Source organism: Xanthobacter sp. AM11, assembly GCF_047444035.1.
Lineage (GTDB): Bacteria > Pseudomonadota > Alphaproteobacteria > Rhizobiales > Xanthobacteraceae > Xanthobacter.
Genome location: NZ_JBLAOA010000001.1, coordinates 3,802,178 through 3,816,383, shown reverse-complemented (window position 1 = coordinate 3,816,383; position 14,206 = coordinate 3,802,178). Strand labels below are relative to the sequence as shown.

Sequence of the window (14,206 nt, the reverse complement as noted above, 5' to 3'; positions counted from 1 at the left end):
ATGGGGCAAACCCCTATACCTCCTGAAATCGGGCGCCGGGCGGACCTGATGGAATTGTGAGGTGCGCCCCATTGGCTCAGGCCGCACCGCCGCGCGTCACACCGCATGCACCTGCCGGAGGTGGCAGATCCATTGCCGCCGCCGTCCCCTCCGGCTGGCGCAAGGCTGCTTGTAAAGCCCTGCGCCACGCGCATTCCGGGCGCGTCGCGGACGCGCTATAGCGAGCCGGTCGCCCCACCGGATCTCCCCCTTCATGAATGCCCCGGCCGGCATCGGCCTGCAATTGAGCGCCACGTTCTTCTTTGCCGTCATGTCCGCTTTGGTGCGGCTGGTGGCGGACGAGATACCAAGCGGCGAAATCGTGTTCGTGCGCAGCTTCGTGGGGCTGGTGCCGGTGCTGGTGTGGCTGGCCTTCCGGGGGCGGCTCTGGGGCGCAGGCATGGGCATGGCGCTGGCCACCCGCCAGCCCCTGGGCCATGTGGTGCGCGGGCTGGTGGGGGTGAGCGCCATGTGGCTCTCCTTCGCGGCGCTGGCCTTCATTCCGCTGGCGGAGGCCATCGCCTTCTCCTACGCCACGCCGCTGGTCATCGTGGTGCTGGCGGCGCTGCTGCTGGGGGAAGTGGTTCCCGCCTATCGCTGGGTGGTGCTGGCGGTGGGGCTTGCGGGCATCGTGCTCATGCTGTGGCCGTCCTTCTCCCATGCCGCCTTCGGCGCCGGGCAGGGGCCGTTGATCGGGGCGGGCCTCGCCCTTGCCGGGGCGGTGGGGGCCGGCTTCGCGGTGACGCAGGTGCGGCACCTGACGCGCACCGAAACCAGCGAGGCCATCGTCTTCTATTTCTCCGTGGTCGCGTCGCTGGCGGGGCTGGCGACGGCGCCGTTCGGCTGGGTGATGCCCGATGCCCGGGTGGCGCTGATCCTCGCGGGCATGGGGATTTCCGGCGGGCTGGGGCAGATCTGCATGACCGCCGCCAATCGCTACGCCCCGGCCTCGGTGGTGGCGCCGCTCAATTATGCGACCCTGCTGTGGGCGGCGGGCTTCGGCATCATCTTCCTGGGCGAGTGGCCGCACCCCCTGGTGGCGCTCGGCGCGGCGGTGGTGGTGGCCTCCGGCCTGGTGCTGATCTGGCGGGAGCGGCCGCCGGGCGGCAGCATGCGGCGCGGCGGCGATGGCGCGGCCGGAGGGCAGGGGCCGCAGGCAGGCGCTGCCGATGCGCCCGCGCCCGGGCGGCAGGATTTCACCGCTACGGCAGAGCTTGAGGAGGTAAAATATTACTCTTCGCAGAATAGAAGCGGAAACGCCCCTGCATCCCTGCGCTGCGCCGCGGCGGACCGGCCCCGGAACCGGGCGGTAGGATGATAGAATACTGGCTCTTCTTGGGCCGGCCAAGAAGAGCTGCGGGATTGCGTGTTGCGGCGCGGCACCCGATGTGGTACACAATGCTTACCTAATCGGAGTGCGAGCGATGGCAAAGGTTTCTGCTTTTAACATGGCGCTGCGTGGCGCCGCGGTTGCGGGTCTCCTGTTCGTGAGTGTGGCGCCGTCCCAGGCCGCTGGCCTGTGGTCCCAGCGCTTCCAGTCCCTGCGCGGCAACACGGTGAAGACGACCACCTATTCGTCGTCCACCGGCTTCACCTGGCCGGCGATCATCCAGTATCGCGCCTACAATTATGATCAGCGTCTGAGCCGGTTCTTCGGTCGCTCGGTCAGCCCCTTCTGCCGCATCTTCTGCTGATCTCGGCCCGGCAGCAGCCGGGAGCGGCTCCACTCTGAAGGGCCCGCCTGTTGTCTTTTGTCATCCCGCTTATGGCGGCTGGCAAAAAGACTGGGCGGGTTTTTCGCGTCTGCTCGGGCATTCAACTTGAGCTTTTCGCTCGCGGTCCCGCGACGAAACTTTCCGGCGGCCGATTCTCCGGCGATGCCGTCTTCCGGCCTCATCTCATCTCGCCGGCCCCTCAGCCGCCGGTTCCCCGTGCCGGGGGAATCACCCGCCCATGGCGCCGACATGGGCCGGGCTGCACATCCCAGGGCCTTCTGCCGCCATTGGTGCCCGGCCGTCGCGCCGGGAGACGCAGCCGCGCGTGCCTCATGCGGCGCGTGCCCGAACCGGACCTCCGCCGGATCGGGGCGTGTCCCAGCTTGGATGAGGCGGTGCCCAAAACGCCCGCTCCCCGCAGGCGGAAGAGGGTTGCCGACGGCGCCAGGTCGCCCGGCTCGTTTTCAAGCGGAGACAGGCCTGCGAATCGGCACGCCCTGCCGCGCGGTGCGCGACCGGGCCTAGGCCGGCAAGACGCCTACCGGGCCAAGCAAGACGCCCACCGGGCCAGGGGCCCGGGCCGGCGGATCAGCGCTCCACGAACGCCTTCTCGATCACATAATGGCCGGGGGAGGACTGGCTGCCCTCGCGAAAGCCGCGGGCCTCCAGCAGGTCCACCACGTCCTTCAGCATCTGCGGGCTGCCGCACAGCATCATGCGGTCCTCCTCCGGCGAGATCACCGGCAGGCCGATGTCGGAGAACAGCTTGCCCGAGGTGATGAGGTCGGTGATGCGGCCCTGGTTGCGGAACGGCTCGCGGGTCACGGTGGGGTAATAGATGAGCTTGGTGCGCACCTCCTCCCCCAGGAATTCGTGGTTCGGCAGCTCGCGGGTGAGGAAGTCGTCATAGGCCAGCTCGGCCACCGTGCGGGTGCCGTGGATGAGAATCACCTTCTCGAACCGCTCGTAGGCCTCCGGGTCCTTCACCACCGACAGGAAGGGCGCAAGGCCGGTGCCGGTGGAGAGCAGATAGAGGCGCTTGCCCGGCAGCAGGCTGTCCTGCACCAGCGTGCCCGTGGGCTTGCGCCCCACGAGGATCTTGTCGCCCACCTTGAGATGCTGGAGGCGGGAGGTCAAAGGCCCATTCTGCACCTTGATGGAGAAGAACTGCAGGTCCTCCTCGTAATTGGCGCTGGCCATGGAATAGGCGCGCAGCAGCGGCCGACCGTCCACCATCAGGCCGATCATGGTGAACTGGCCGTTGAGGAAGCGCAGCCCCGGATCGCGGGTGCAGCGGAACGAGAAGAGGTTGTCCGTCCAGTGGTGCACGCTGGTGACGGTCTCTTCGTTGAAATTGCTCATCGCGAAAATCCGGCCGGGGCAAAGGGCGGGGCGCGCCGGGGCAGGCGGGCGGCCACGCGAGGCTATGGGAAGACGGCGCGCACCCTACAGGATGCGGCCGCGCTTCAAAAGTGCGGCGCGTGTGCGCATGCGCCCGCGCGTCAGGCTCCACCCTCGGCGAGGCGCGCGAGATAGACGCCATAGCTGGACTTGGCCAACGCCTGCGCCCGCGCCTTGAGCTGGGCGCGGTCGATGAAGCCGGCGCGGAACGCCACCTCCTCCGGGGAGGCGATGCGCAGGCCCTGCCGCTTCTCGATGATCTGCACGAACTGCGCCGCCTCCACCAGGGAATCGGGGGTGCCCGTGTCCAGCCAGGCGAAGCCGCGGCCCATCATGGAAACCTGCAGCTCGCCCAGCTCCAGATAGGCCTTGTTCACGTCGGTGATCTCGATTTCCCCGCGCGGCGAAGGCTTCAGCGCGGCGGCGATGTCCACGACCCGGTTGTCGTAGAAATAAAGCCCGGTGACGGCCAGGTTCGACTTGGGAACCTTCGGCTTTTCTTCCAGCGAGAGCACGCGGCCGTCGGCGTCCATCTCCACCACGCCGTAGCGCTCGGGGTCCTGCACCGGATAGCCGAACACGGTGGCACCGCGGGTGCGCTGCGCCGCGCCCGCCAGCAGCTCCGGCAGGCCGTGGCCGAAGAACAGATTGTCGCCCAGCACCAGCGCCACCCGGTCGTCGCCCACGAAATCGCGGCCGACGATGAAGGCATCCGCCAGCCCGCGCGGCTGGTCCTGCACCGCATAGGTGAGGTTGAGGCCGAACTGGCTGCCGTCCTGCAGCAGCGCCTGGAACAAAGCGGAATCATGCGGCGTGGTGATGATCAGGATGTCCCGGATGCCCGCCATCATCAGCGTGCACAGGGGATAATAGATCATCGGCTTGTCGTAGACCGGCAGCAGCTGCTTGGACACGACGAGGGTGATGGGGTGGAGCCGGGTGCCGGAACCGCCGGCGAGAATGATACCCTTCACGTTGCCTCCGCAGGCGATTTGTCCGCCGTCGCCGCGGCGAGAAGCGCATCCACCACCTGGCGTGTCCGCTCCTCCCAGGGGGCGGCACGCACGCCGAAGGTGCGGTGGAAGAGGTCGCTGGCGAGTTCCGAGTTCCGCGGCCGCCGGGCCGGGGTGGGATAATCGGCGGTGGTGATGGGCGCCACCTGCGGCCGCCGCCCGGTATGGGCCGCAGCTGCCGCCACGATGGCGCTGGCGAAGCCGTGCCAGGTGGTCGCCCCGGTGCCGGCGAAATGGTAGGTGCCCCAGCGTGCATCGCCCCGCGCGGCGGCCTCGGCGGCGGCCAGCAGCGCCTCGGCCAGATCGCGCGTGGCGGTGGGGCAGCCGCGCTGGTCGGCCACCACCTTCAGCTGGTCCCGCTCGCCGGCAAGGCGCAGCATGGTCTTGAGGAAATTGTTGCCGTGCACGCCATAGACCCAGGAGGTGCGCACGATGACGTGCCGCTCGCTGGCCGCCCGCACCGCCGCTTCCCCGGCCGCCTTGGTGCGCCCGTAGACGCCCAGGGGAGCGATGGAATCGCCTTCCACATAGGCGCCGGGCTTGGTGCCGTCGAACACATAGTCGGTGGAGACATGGATGAGCGGCGTGCGGTAGCGCGCGCAGCGCTCGGCAATGAGGCCCGGCGCGAAGGCGTTGATGCGCGCGGCGCGCTCCGGCTCGCTCTCGGCCTTGTCCACCGCGGTGTAGGCGGCGGCGTTGATGAGGGCGTCGGGGCGGCCCGCCTCCAGCGCGCGCGCCACCGCCGCCGGATCGGAAATGTCGAGGGCGGTGTGATCGAAGCCGGTCAGCTCAAGGCCGCGCTCGGCGGCAAGGGCGGTGATTTCGCGGCCGAGCTGGCCCGCCGCGCCGAAAAGCAGAATGCGTGTCACGATGCGAGCCCCAGCCTGGAGGCGCCGGCAGGCGCGGCGTCGGGCGAAAGCCCGAGACGCTGGCCCTGGTAGCGCGTGCGCAGCGGCTCCCACCAACTGCGATTGTCGAGATACCAGCGCACCGTCTTTTCCAGCCCGCTCTCGAACGTCTCGCGCGGGGACCAGCCCAGCTCGCGGTTCAGCTTGGAGAAGTCGATGGCATAGCGCGCATCATGCCCCGGCCGGTCGGTGACGAAGCGGATGAGATTTTCCCGGGGGCCGATGGCGGGGTCGGGCACCATCTTGTCCAGCACGGCGCAGATGGTGCGCACCACGTCGATGTTCCGCCGCTCGCTGGCGCCGCCCACATTGTAGCTTTCACCCGGCCGGCCCCGGGTTGCGATCAGCACCAGGGCGCGCGCATGGTCCTCCACGAACAGCCAGTCGCGTACATTCTCCCCGGTGCCGTAGACCGGCAGCGGCGCGCCTTCCAGCGCGTTGAGGGTGACCAGCGGAATGAGCTTCTCGGGGAAATGATAGGGCCCGTAATTGTTGGAGCAGTTGGACATGACCGCGGGCAGGCCATAGGTGTGGAACCACGCCCGCACCAGATGGTCCGACGACGCCTTGGAGGCGGAATAAGGCGAATTGGGCTGGTAGGGCGTGTCCTCGCGGAACAGGCCCTCGGCGCCGAGGCTGCCGAACACCTCGTCGGTGGAAATGTGGTGGAAGCGGAACGCCTGCTGCGCCGCGGCGGGCAAGGCGCGCCAGTAGCGCAGCGCCTCCTGCAGCAGGGTGTAGGTGCCCACCACATTGGTGGCGATGAAGTCGCCCGGCCCGTCGATGGAGCGGTCCACATGGGATTCCGCGGCCAGGTGCATCACCAGGTCGGGCCGCAAGCCCTCCAGCGCTGCGCGCACCGCGGCGGCGTCGCAGATGTCGGCCTGGACGAAGCTGTGGCGGGGGTCGTCGGCCACCGGCGCCAGGGACGCGAGGGTGCCGGCATAGGTGAGCTTGTCGAAGGTGAGGACTTGGTGTCCCTCGCTTATGAGGTATCTCACCACCGCGGAGCCGATGAAGCCCGCACCGCCCGTCACCAGAACCCGCATGCCGTCACCTTCAGCCTTTGCGCTCAGCAAGCTGCCCCATAAACGAAGGGGCTGTCGAAATCCTTGAGGCAAGGCAATACCTTGTCCTTGTCGGAGAGGATTTTTTCGCCGTCGCCCAAGGTCCAGTCGATGGCGATGTCGGGGTCGCTCCAGAGGATGCCGCGCTCGCTCGCCCGGTCATAGACCGCGTCCACCTTATAAGCGACGCGGGTTCCCGGCGCGAGGGTGCAGAATCCGTGGGCGAATCCGTGCGGCACGAACAATTGCTCTCCCCCCTCGGCGGTGAGGCGGGCGCCGGCCCAGCTGCCATAGGTGGGCGAGCCCTTCCGCACGTCCACCGCCACGTCGAAGATGGCGCCGGCAAGCACCCGCACCAGCTTCGCCTGGGCGAAGGGCGGCGCCTGCAGGTGCAGGCCGCGCACGGTGCCGGGCAAAGCGGAGAGGGATTCGTTGTCCTGCACGAAATGGGCGGCAATGCCGTTGGCCGCATAGAGCGGCTGCACATAGGTTTCGCTGAAATAGCCGCGGGCATCGCCGTGCCGCACGGGAATGGCGAGGATGACTTCCGGCAGGGAGAGGGGCGTGAAGGCAGTCATAAGGGGCTTCTAGAGCAAATCCGGCAAAAGTGCGAAGCGGTTTTGCGCGCCGGCGGGATGCCGCGGCAGGGACCCGGAGCCGACAGTCGCCGACCCGGCGGCTGCGTGCCAACCCGCCGGGGGGAAACGGCTTTTGCCGCCGCCCGATGGGCATGGCCCCGCGGTCCGCGCACGCATCAAGGGCGGGCGGCAGCGGGCGCCGCGCCCGGTTCAGGCATCGCCGGACGGGTCCGGCAGCAGTTCCGGCACCGGCGCCGGAGGGGCGGCGAGCCAGCCGGCGAGGTCCTCGGCGGCCAGCGGACGGGCGAAATAATAACCCTGCGCCGCATGACAGCCGAGGGAGCGCAGCAGCGCCGCCTGCCGGGCGGTTTCCACCCCCTCCGCCACCACTGTCATGCCGAGGCTGTGGCCGATGCGGATGACCGCCGTGGACAGGGCCTGGGCGTTCTGGTCCTGCTCGATGCTGAGCATGAACGACCGGTCGAGCTTCAGCTCGGCGATGGGCAGGCGCGACAAGGCGCTGAGGCTGGAATAGCCAGTGCCGAAATCGTCCATGGCGATGCGCACGCCCAGCGCCTCGATGGCGCGGGCGGTGGCGAGGGAATTGGGGTGCTGGTCCATCATCACCCGCTCGGTGATCTCCACCCGCAGGTCCTGGGGCACGAGGCCGTGGGTGGCGAGGGCTTCGGAGATGACGCCGACGATCTCGCCGCTGCGGAAGCTCAGCGGCGAGAGATTGACCGACACATGGGGCACCGCGACCCCTTCCGCGCGCCAGCGGGCCACCTGGCGGCAGGCCTCCTCCACGCCCCAGCGGTCGATGCCTTCGATGAGGCCGTATTCCTCGGCGAGGGCGATGAAGCGCGGGGCGGGAACCTCCCCGTGCACCGGGTCCTTCCAGCGCGACAGCGCCTCCACCCCGTGCAGCGCGCCGTCGCCCAGCAGCACCTGCGGCTGGTAGACATGGCGGAGCTGGCGGTTGGTGATGGCGTCGCGCAGGGCCACCGACAGCACAAGGCGATCCAGCACCTTGCGGTTGAGGTCCTCGGTGAAGAAATGGAACTTGCCGGGACCCTTGCGCTTGGCCTCGTGCATCGCGGTATCGGCGTGCTTCAGCAGGGATTCGGCATCGGTGCCATGCTCGGAGCACAGGGCGACGCCGATGCTCACCGACATGGTGAGGTGCAGTTCCTGCGCGGCGATGGGCGCCGCAAGATATTCCAGCAGACGGCGGCAGATGCGCGCCGCTTCGTCCGCCGCGCAATCATGGATGAGGACGACGAACTCGTCGCCGCCGGTGCGGCCCACGATGTCGCCGGCCCGCAGCTGCACCTTCAGGCGGCGCGCCATCTCCACCAGAATCTGGTCGCCGGTGGAATGGCCGAGGGTGTCGTTCACATCCTTGAAGTGGTCGAGGTCGAGGAACAGCACCGCGAGGGGCTGGTCCAGCCTGCAGGCCTCGGCGATGGCCTCGCTCAGGGCTTCGATGAGCTGGCTGCGGTTGGGCAGGCCGGTGAGGGTGTCGATGCTGGCGAGCCGGGCGATGCGGCTCTTGGCCTCGTGCCGCTCCAGGGCCAGGGCGCACAGGTCCGAGCAGGCGGCGACGATGCCTTCCAGCCACGGGCTGGGGCCGCCGCGCTCGTTGAAATAGAAGGCGAAGGTGCCCGCCACCGTGCCCGACTTGAGCTTGATGGGCACCGACCAGCAGCCCTTCACCGCGGACGGCAGGGGCAGCCAGAGGAGATCCTCCCACAGGGGGCTGGTGGCGATGTCCTCCACCAGCACCGGCTCGCCGCGGAACGCCGCGGAACGCCGCGGTGCCGCAGGAGCCGCTCTTGGGGCCGATGGGGGTACCGTCTACGGCTGCGGTATAGTCCGCCGGCAGGCTCGGCGCGGCGAGCACCGCCAGGGTGTTGTCCTCGCTCACCCGCAGCACGGAGCATTTCACCCCCGGGGCGAGGGCCTCCACCTTCCGGCACAGGAGGTCCATGATGTCGGTCAGGCCCGCATCGGCGGCGAGGGCGGCGAGCACCTGCCGCTGCAGGTCCTCCACGAGCCGGGTGTGGGTCACGTCCACCAGCATGGCCACGACATGCTCGAGGTCGCCAGTCTTGGCGTCGATCACGGGGGTGATGGTTGCCGACACCCAGATCTCCTTCCCCGTGTTCCGGCGCAGGGGCACGTCGCCTGCGAAATCCACGCACCGGGCGATGCAAGACCGGATGCGCCTGGCAATGTCGCCATGGCCCTCCGGCTCGGCGAGGAGGGCGAAAAGGTCCTGCCCCATCGCTTCCTGCCCATCATAGCCCAGCATATCGCCAAGCGCGCGATTGACGTAGCGGATGCTGAGCGTTCCGTCGGTGATGACCACGGCGCGGTCGGTGCGGTCGGCCACGAGCGAGAGGATCTGCATCTGCTCGCGCCGGCGCGCTTCACCCGGAAGGGTGCGCACGAAGGCGAGGTAGCATTCCCCACCATTGAGCTGCGCGCGGGCGACGGAGAGCAGGTCGAAGGTGCGCTCGCCGTCGCGGCCCTCGATGCGGACCCGACGCCCCGCACCGGTATAATCCTCCACCGGGGAGCGCATGTTGTGGGCGTGAACGAAGGTGGGCAGCAGCTTGCGCGCGTCGTGGCCCACCACCTGCTCCTTCGGCAGCCCCCAGAGCCGGGCGGCGGCGGCGTTGCAGAAGGTGACGACGTTGTTCTCGTCGATGAACACCACGGCTTCCACCGCCCTGCTCGCAGCGGCTGACGGAAGGTCCGCGATCCTATGTCCCATTAGCGGTGGCTCCGAGCGCCTGCTGCGCTCATTATGGCTCGACACGTGCGAAGAAAGCCAGCCGTGCCCTCTGCAACAGGATTCTCCATGACCAGCTTACCGTTTCAGCCAGAGCTGTACAGGAGCGTTGTCAAAATGGATTAATACCGGGGTATCCGGCTGGAAAGACAAGGATAAATCGCCGGCAGCGGCAATGAAATGGCGGTGCCGCCGGGCGTGTGGTTCCGGGTGTGGCGAGGAGACACGTCCGTGTGAACGCCCAGGCGGGCGCAGCGGGGCCCCGTGCGCCTGCCCTCCGGCCGGTGCCTCAGTAGAGGCCGCCGGTGCCGGCGCGGGGCGGGCGGTCCGCTTCCGGGGCGGCGGGGTCGGTCCCCGAATAGCCCACCACGGAATAGCTGTCCGGCGGGGCGGTGCCGGGCTTGAAGGCTTCGAGGATCGCGCCGCCGTCGCCCGAGCCCGCCCGCTGGCCGCTCTTGCGGTCGATGCGCACCAGCTTGATGCCGGCGGGCACGCGGAAGGGAATGGCGGGACGGTCGGCGATGGCCACCTTCAGGAAGTCCCGCACCACGGGCGCGGAGATCAGGCCGCCGGTGGAGCCCTTGCCCATGGCCCGCGGCTTGTCGTAGCCGAGATAGACGCCCACCACGATCTCCGGCGTGAAGCCGATGAACCAGGCGTCCTTCTCGTCGTTGGTGGTGCCGGTCTTGCCGGCGATGGGCTTTCCCACCTCCTTCAGCGCGGTGCCGGTGCCCCGCTGCACCACGCCTTCCATCATGGAGGTGATCTGGTATGCGGTCATGGGGTCGAGCACCACCGGGCGCCGGTCGATGAGGGTCGGCTCGGGCTGGTTCTCCCACTTCTGCGCCTCGCAGCCGCGGCATTCGCGTTCGTCGTGGCGATAGATGGTATGGCCGTAGCGGTCCTGCACGCGGTCGATGAGCGAGGGGGTCACCTTGCGCCCGCCGTTGGCGATCATGGCGTAGGCGCCGGTCATGCGCAGCAGCGTGGTCTCGCCGGCGCCCAGCGCCATGGACAGCAGCGGGGGCATGTCGTCATAGATGCCGAAGCGCTTGGCATATTCGGCGATGATGGGCATTCCCACGTCGTTGGCGAGGCGCACGGTCATCACGTTGCGCGAGTTTTCCAGGCCGAAGCGCAGGGTCTGCGGGCCGTAGAACTTGCCGGAATAATTCTCCGGCCGCCACGTGGCCTGGCCCTGCTGCTCCAGCTCGAACGGCGCGTCCATCACGATGGTGGAGGGCGTGTAGCCATTGTCCAGCGCGGCGGAATAGACGAACGGCTTGAACGAGGACCCCGGCTGGCGCATGGCCTGGGTGGCGCGGTTGAACTGGCTCTCGTCATAGGAGAAGCCGCCGGAGAGGGCGAGCACGCGCCCGGTGGTGGGCTCCATCACCACCATCGCACCTTCCACGCCGGGCAACTGGCGCAGGCGGAACTGGCCGGAACGCTCGGCGATGGGCTCCACATACACCACGTCGCCGGGCTTCAGCACCGAAGGCAGGGGCCGGCGGGTCCAGCGGGCGCCGTCGGCGGAGATGAGGCCCACCTCGCGCTCGTTGGACCGCTGGCCGGACTTGGTGCGCGGCGGCTGTAGGCCGATGCGGGCATTGTCCTTGCTGACATCCAGCACCACGGCGAGGCGCCAGGGAATGTCGTTGAGTTCCTTCAGCTCGCCCAGCTTCACGCCCCAGTCGCCGCCGCCGGACATATCGATGGTGGTGACCGGCTTGCGGAAGCCGCGCTCCTCGTCATAGCGCACGAGGCCGTCGGTGAGCGTCTTCTTGGCCAGCACCTGGAGCTTGGGGTCGAGCGGCGTGCGCACCGAAAGGCCACCCTGGTAGAGCTTGCCCTCGCCGTAGCGCTCGTAGATCTGGCGGCGCACCTCCTCCGCATAATATTCGGCGGCGAAGATCTGGGCGCCGGTGGCGCGCGGGGTCACGTCGAGGCCGGACTTGCGGGCCGCCTCGCCCTCCTGCGCGGTGATGAAGCCGTTCTCCACCATGCGGTCGATCACCCAGTTGCGGCGGTCGATGGCGCGGGTGCGGTCGCGGAAGGGGTTGTAGGAGGAGGGCGCCTTGGGCAGAGCGGCCAGATAGGCCACCTCCTGGACGTTCAGCTCGTCCACCGACTTGTCGAAATAGACCAGCGCCGCCGCGGCGATGCCGTAGGCGCCCATGCCGAGGTAGATCTCGTTGAGGTACAACTCAAGGATGCGGTCCTTGGAATAGGTGCGCTCGATGCGCAGGGCGAGCAGCGCTTCCTTGATCTTGCGGTCGATGGACACTTCGTTGGTGAGCAGGAAGTTCTTGGCCACCTGCTGGGTGATGGTGGAGGCGCCCTGCGGCCGCACGTTCTTGCCGTAGTTCTGGAAAAAGAAGGCGGCGGCGCGGAAGATGCCGGTGGGGTCGATGCCGCCGTGCTCGTAGAAATTCTTGTCCTCGGCGGCAAGGAAGGCCTCGATGACCAGCTTGGGCACCGACTGGATGGGAATGTAGAGCCGGCGCTCCTTGGCGTACTCGGCCACCAGCGCGCCGTCGGCTGCGTGCACGCGGGTCATCACCGGCGGCTCGTAATTCTGCAGCTGGGAATAGTCGGGCAGGTCCTGGGAATATTTCCACACGAAATAGGTCGCGCCCGCGGCGCCGGCCAGCAGCACCAGCGTGGTGAGCGCGAAAAGGAAGCCCAGGAACCTCAAAATCACCCGCATCTCGCCGGATCCCTCCTGCCGCGCAGCCCGCGCGCGGCACCGCCATAGCGCGAAGCCGTACTCCCGCGAAAGGCCCACATTGGGCAAGGCCCCTGCGGAAGGCAACTGCGCCGTCCCCGGATGCGGGTTTGCCCCCACGCCCGTGCCCGGCAGCATATGCGGGGCAAACGTGGCCGCTTCGCGACATCCGGCGGCGCTTCGGCGCCCTTGTGCGGCCGGCGCGGCGCCTCAGCGGGAGACGATGGCGGCGGGGCTCTCGGGCGCCGCCGGCGCGGTGCGATTGAGGCCGCGCGCGGCGAAGAAGGCGTCGATGGCCCGGGCGGCGGCCCCGGCGAGCCGCTCGCGCCAGGCCTCCGAGGTCAGCTGCTTGCGGTCCTCCGGGCTCGACATGTAGCCCAGCTCCACCAGAACCGAGGGCACGTCGTGGGCCCGCAGCACCCGGAAGCCGGCGGATTTCAGCGGGGAACGGTGGGTGCGGATCTCCGTCTTCATGGCCCCCACCAGGGTGCGGGCGAACAGGGAGGAGAAAGCACGCGTCTCGCGATGGGCGAGCTCCACCAGGATGCCGGCCACCGCGTCGCTTTCGTCGGAGAGGTCCACGCCGGCGATCAGGTCCGCCTTGTTCTCGCTCTCCGCCAGGCGGGCGGCGTCGGCGTCGCTGGCGGTCTCCGAGAGGGTGTAGACGCTGGCGCCGGTGGCCTTGCCGTCGCCGCGGGCGAGGGCATCGGCATGCAGCGACACGAACAGGGCGGCGCGGTTGGCGCGGGCGATGCGCACCCGCTCGCCCAAGGCCACGAAGGTGTCGGTGGAGCGGGTCATCACCACCCGGTAGGCGCCGCTCTTCTCCAGCTTCTCGCGCAGGGCGAGGGCGGTTTCCAGCACGATGGTCTTCTCGGTGAAGGCGCTGTAGCCGGTGGTGCCCGAATCGATGCCGCCATGGCCGGGGTCCAGCACGATCACCGGCCGGTCGTCCCCGTCGGCCGCCGCGGCGGGGCGCGCAGGGGAGGGGGCGGCGGGGGGCGTGGCGGTGGCGGCGCGGGCGACCGTCTCGGCGTCGGACGCCACGAGGTCGATCACCAGCCGCGCCGGCTCGTCGGCGGTGGCGTCCAGCACATAGGCGCGGTCCACGGCGACGGGGCCGGTCGCCTCCAGCACCATGCGCGCCTTGCCGGGGGCGAACACGCCGAAGCGCAGGGCCGAGACCAGGCCGCGCCGGCGGGTGGCCACATCCGGCTTGAGGGCGAACTGCACGTCCGGCAGGTCGAGCACCACCCGGTAGGGGTTGGCCAGGATGAAGACGCGGAATTCCACGGCCCGGTCCAGGTCGATGACGAGCCGCGTGCGCTGGGCGTCGCCGGCCAGGCGGGCATCGCGGGCGACCAGCGGGCCGCTCGCCGCCGGGGGCGGGGCGGGGATGGCGGCAGCGGAGTTGACTGCCGCCGCGCTGTCCTGCCGCTCGTGCCCAGCTGCGGTGGATTCGGCCTCCCGCGCCGCATCCACGCCAGGCGCGGCGGGCTGCTGCCGGCTCGCGGCGCCGGTGGGTGCGGCGCTGGAGACGGTGAAGCAGACGAACGCAAGGGAAAGCAGCGCGCCGCGGACGAGGGTGCCGGCACTGCGACGGGATGTCCCGCGCCCGGCCCCGGCGGGCGGAAGGGGCGGGCTCAGCGGTCCGGGGCGTCGTCCGGGGCATCGGTCCATGGGGATCTTGCCTCTTGTCCCGCCGTCGTGCGGCCGTGTCATTGTAAGGCCGGATCGGGCCGGACCGAAGCGGCGCGGCCGGCGAATCGGCGGTGCGGCGCGCCGGCCGCCGCCCCGGGCGGTATGCCGGCCCGCCATCCGTCCGGCGCCCTGAAAGCGATAAAGCGGGCCGCGTTAACCGTCCGTTGACGGCGGCGGCCGGCATCCGGGACGGCATGGCACACGCATAAACCTTGCCAAGCGGGAAGGTCGGCGGGTAAGAAGGAGGTCGTACACAGTT

Annotated in this window: 10 protein-coding genes and 1 pseudogene; 2 read left to right on the top strand and 9 right to left on the bottom strand. The window is 69.3% G+C overall.

Annotation, left to right across the window (positions count from 1 at the left end):
• Nucleotides 1-253 precede the first annotated feature (253 nt).
• Nucleotides 254-1,357 carry a DMT family transporter gene (locus ACI7BZ_RS17455; RefSeq protein ID WP_414118419.1) on the top strand — a complete coding sequence of 368 codons (1,104 nt, stop codon included), beginning with the start codon at nucleotides 254-256 and terminating at the stop codon, nucleotides 1,355-1,357.
• Between the two features lie 106 nt (nucleotides 1,358-1,463).
• Nucleotides 1,464-1,733, top strand: coding sequence for a hypothetical protein (locus ACI7BZ_RS17450; protein WP_414118418.1), 270 nt, complete (start codon nucleotides 1,464-1,466; stop codon nucleotides 1,731-1,733).
• A 609-nt stretch (nucleotides 1,734-2,342) separates the two neighbouring features.
• On the opposite strand, the gene ACI7BZ_RS17445 is transcribed toward ACI7BZ_RS17450, so the two are convergent.
• From ACI7BZ_RS17445 to ACI7BZ_RS17405, 9 genes and pseudogenes are all read right to left on the bottom strand, one after another.
• A complete protein-coding gene (locus tag ACI7BZ_RS17445; protein ID WP_414118417.1) occupies nucleotides 2,343-3,116 on the bottom strand; it encodes a ferredoxin--NADP reductase in 774 nt (257 codons plus the stop codon).
• 140 nt (nucleotides 3,117-3,256) lie between these two features.
• On the bottom strand, nucleotides 3,257-4,129 hold the full coding sequence (rfbA, locus tag ACI7BZ_RS17440; protein ID WP_414118416.1) for a glucose-1-phosphate thymidylyltransferase RfbA: 873 nt from the start codon (nucleotides 4,127-4,129) through the stop codon (nucleotides 3,257-3,259).
• A complete protein-coding gene (gene rfbD, locus ACI7BZ_RS17435) occupies nucleotides 4,126-5,037 on the bottom strand; it encodes a dTDP-4-dehydrorhamnose reductase (RefSeq protein WP_414118415.1) in 912 nt (303 codons plus the stop codon). Before rfbD ends, rfbA begins: the two co-directional genes overlap by 4 nt.
• Nucleotides 5,034-6,125, bottom strand: coding sequence for a dTDP-glucose 4,6-dehydratase (gene rfbB, locus ACI7BZ_RS17430; RefSeq protein ID WP_414118414.1), 1,092 nt, complete (start codon nucleotides 6,123-6,125; stop codon nucleotides 5,034-5,036). The genes rfbD and rfbB overlap by 4 nt, the downstream gene beginning before the upstream one ends.
• A 23-nt stretch (nucleotides 6,126-6,148) precedes the next feature.
• Nucleotides 6,149-6,721: a dTDP-4-dehydrorhamnose 3,5-epimerase gene (gene rfbC, locus ACI7BZ_RS17425; RefSeq protein WP_414118413.1), complete on the bottom strand. Its 573-nt coding sequence runs from the start codon at nucleotides 6,719-6,721 to the stop codon at nucleotides 6,149-6,151.
• Between the two features lie 210 nt (nucleotides 6,722-6,931).
• Nucleotides 6,932-8,506: a putative bifunctional diguanylate cyclase/phosphodiesterase gene (locus tag ACI7BZ_RS17420; RefSeq protein ID WP_414118412.1), complete on the bottom strand. Its 1,575-nt coding sequence runs from the start codon at nucleotides 8,504-8,506 to the stop codon at nucleotides 6,932-6,934.
• A 331-nt stretch (nucleotides 8,507-8,837) separates the two neighbouring features.
• Nucleotides 8,838-9,500, bottom strand: a pseudogene (locus ACI7BZ_RS17415) (PAS domain S-box protein); the annotation flags it as partial.
• A 307-nt stretch (nucleotides 9,501-9,807) separates the two neighbouring features.
• The gene (locus tag ACI7BZ_RS17410; RefSeq protein ID WP_414118411.1) at nucleotides 9,808-12,228 is read right to left on the bottom strand and encodes a penicillin-binding protein 1A; all 2,421 of its coding nucleotides are present in this window, start codon (nucleotides 12,226-12,228) and stop codon (nucleotides 9,808-9,810) included.
• Nucleotides 12,229-12,456: 228 nt separating this feature from the next.
• Nucleotides 12,457-13,926 (bottom strand): N-acetylmuramoyl-L-alanine amidase, encoded by a 1,470-nt coding sequence (locus tag ACI7BZ_RS17405; RefSeq protein WP_414118410.1) that lies wholly within the window; start codon nucleotides 13,924-13,926, stop codon nucleotides 12,457-12,459.
• Between the last annotated feature and the right edge of the window lie 280 nt (nucleotides 13,927-14,206).

Excerpts from the sequence above, each read along its gene's own strand:
- ACI7BZ_RS17455 (WP_414118419.1), top strand. The coding sequence starts at position 254 with ATGAATGCCCCGGCCGGCATCGGCCTGCAATTGAGCGCCACGTTCTTC.
- rfbB (WP_414118414.1), bottom strand. The coding sequence starts at position 6,125 with ATGCGGGTTCTGGTGACGGGCGGTGCGGGCTTCATCGGCTCCGCGGTG.
- ACI7BZ_RS17450 (WP_414118418.1), top strand. The coding sequence starts at position 1,464 with ATGGCAAAGGTTTCTGCTTTTAACATGGCGCTGCGTGGCGCCGCGGTT.
- ACI7BZ_RS17410 (WP_414118411.1), bottom strand. The coding sequence starts at position 12,228 with ATGCGGGTGATTTTGAGGTTCCTGGGCTTCCTTTTCGCGCTCACCACG.
- ACI7BZ_RS17445 (WP_414118417.1), bottom strand. The coding sequence starts at position 3,116 with ATGAGCAATTTCAACGAAGAGACCGTCACCAGCGTGCACCACTGGACG.
- rfbC (WP_414118413.1), bottom strand. The coding sequence starts at position 6,721 with ATGACTGCCTTCACGCCCCTCTCCCTGCCGGAAGTCATCCTCGCCATT.
- ACI7BZ_RS17405 (WP_414118410.1), bottom strand. The coding sequence starts at position 13,926 with ATGGACCGATGCCCCGGACGACGCCCCGGACCGCTGAGCCCGCCCCTT.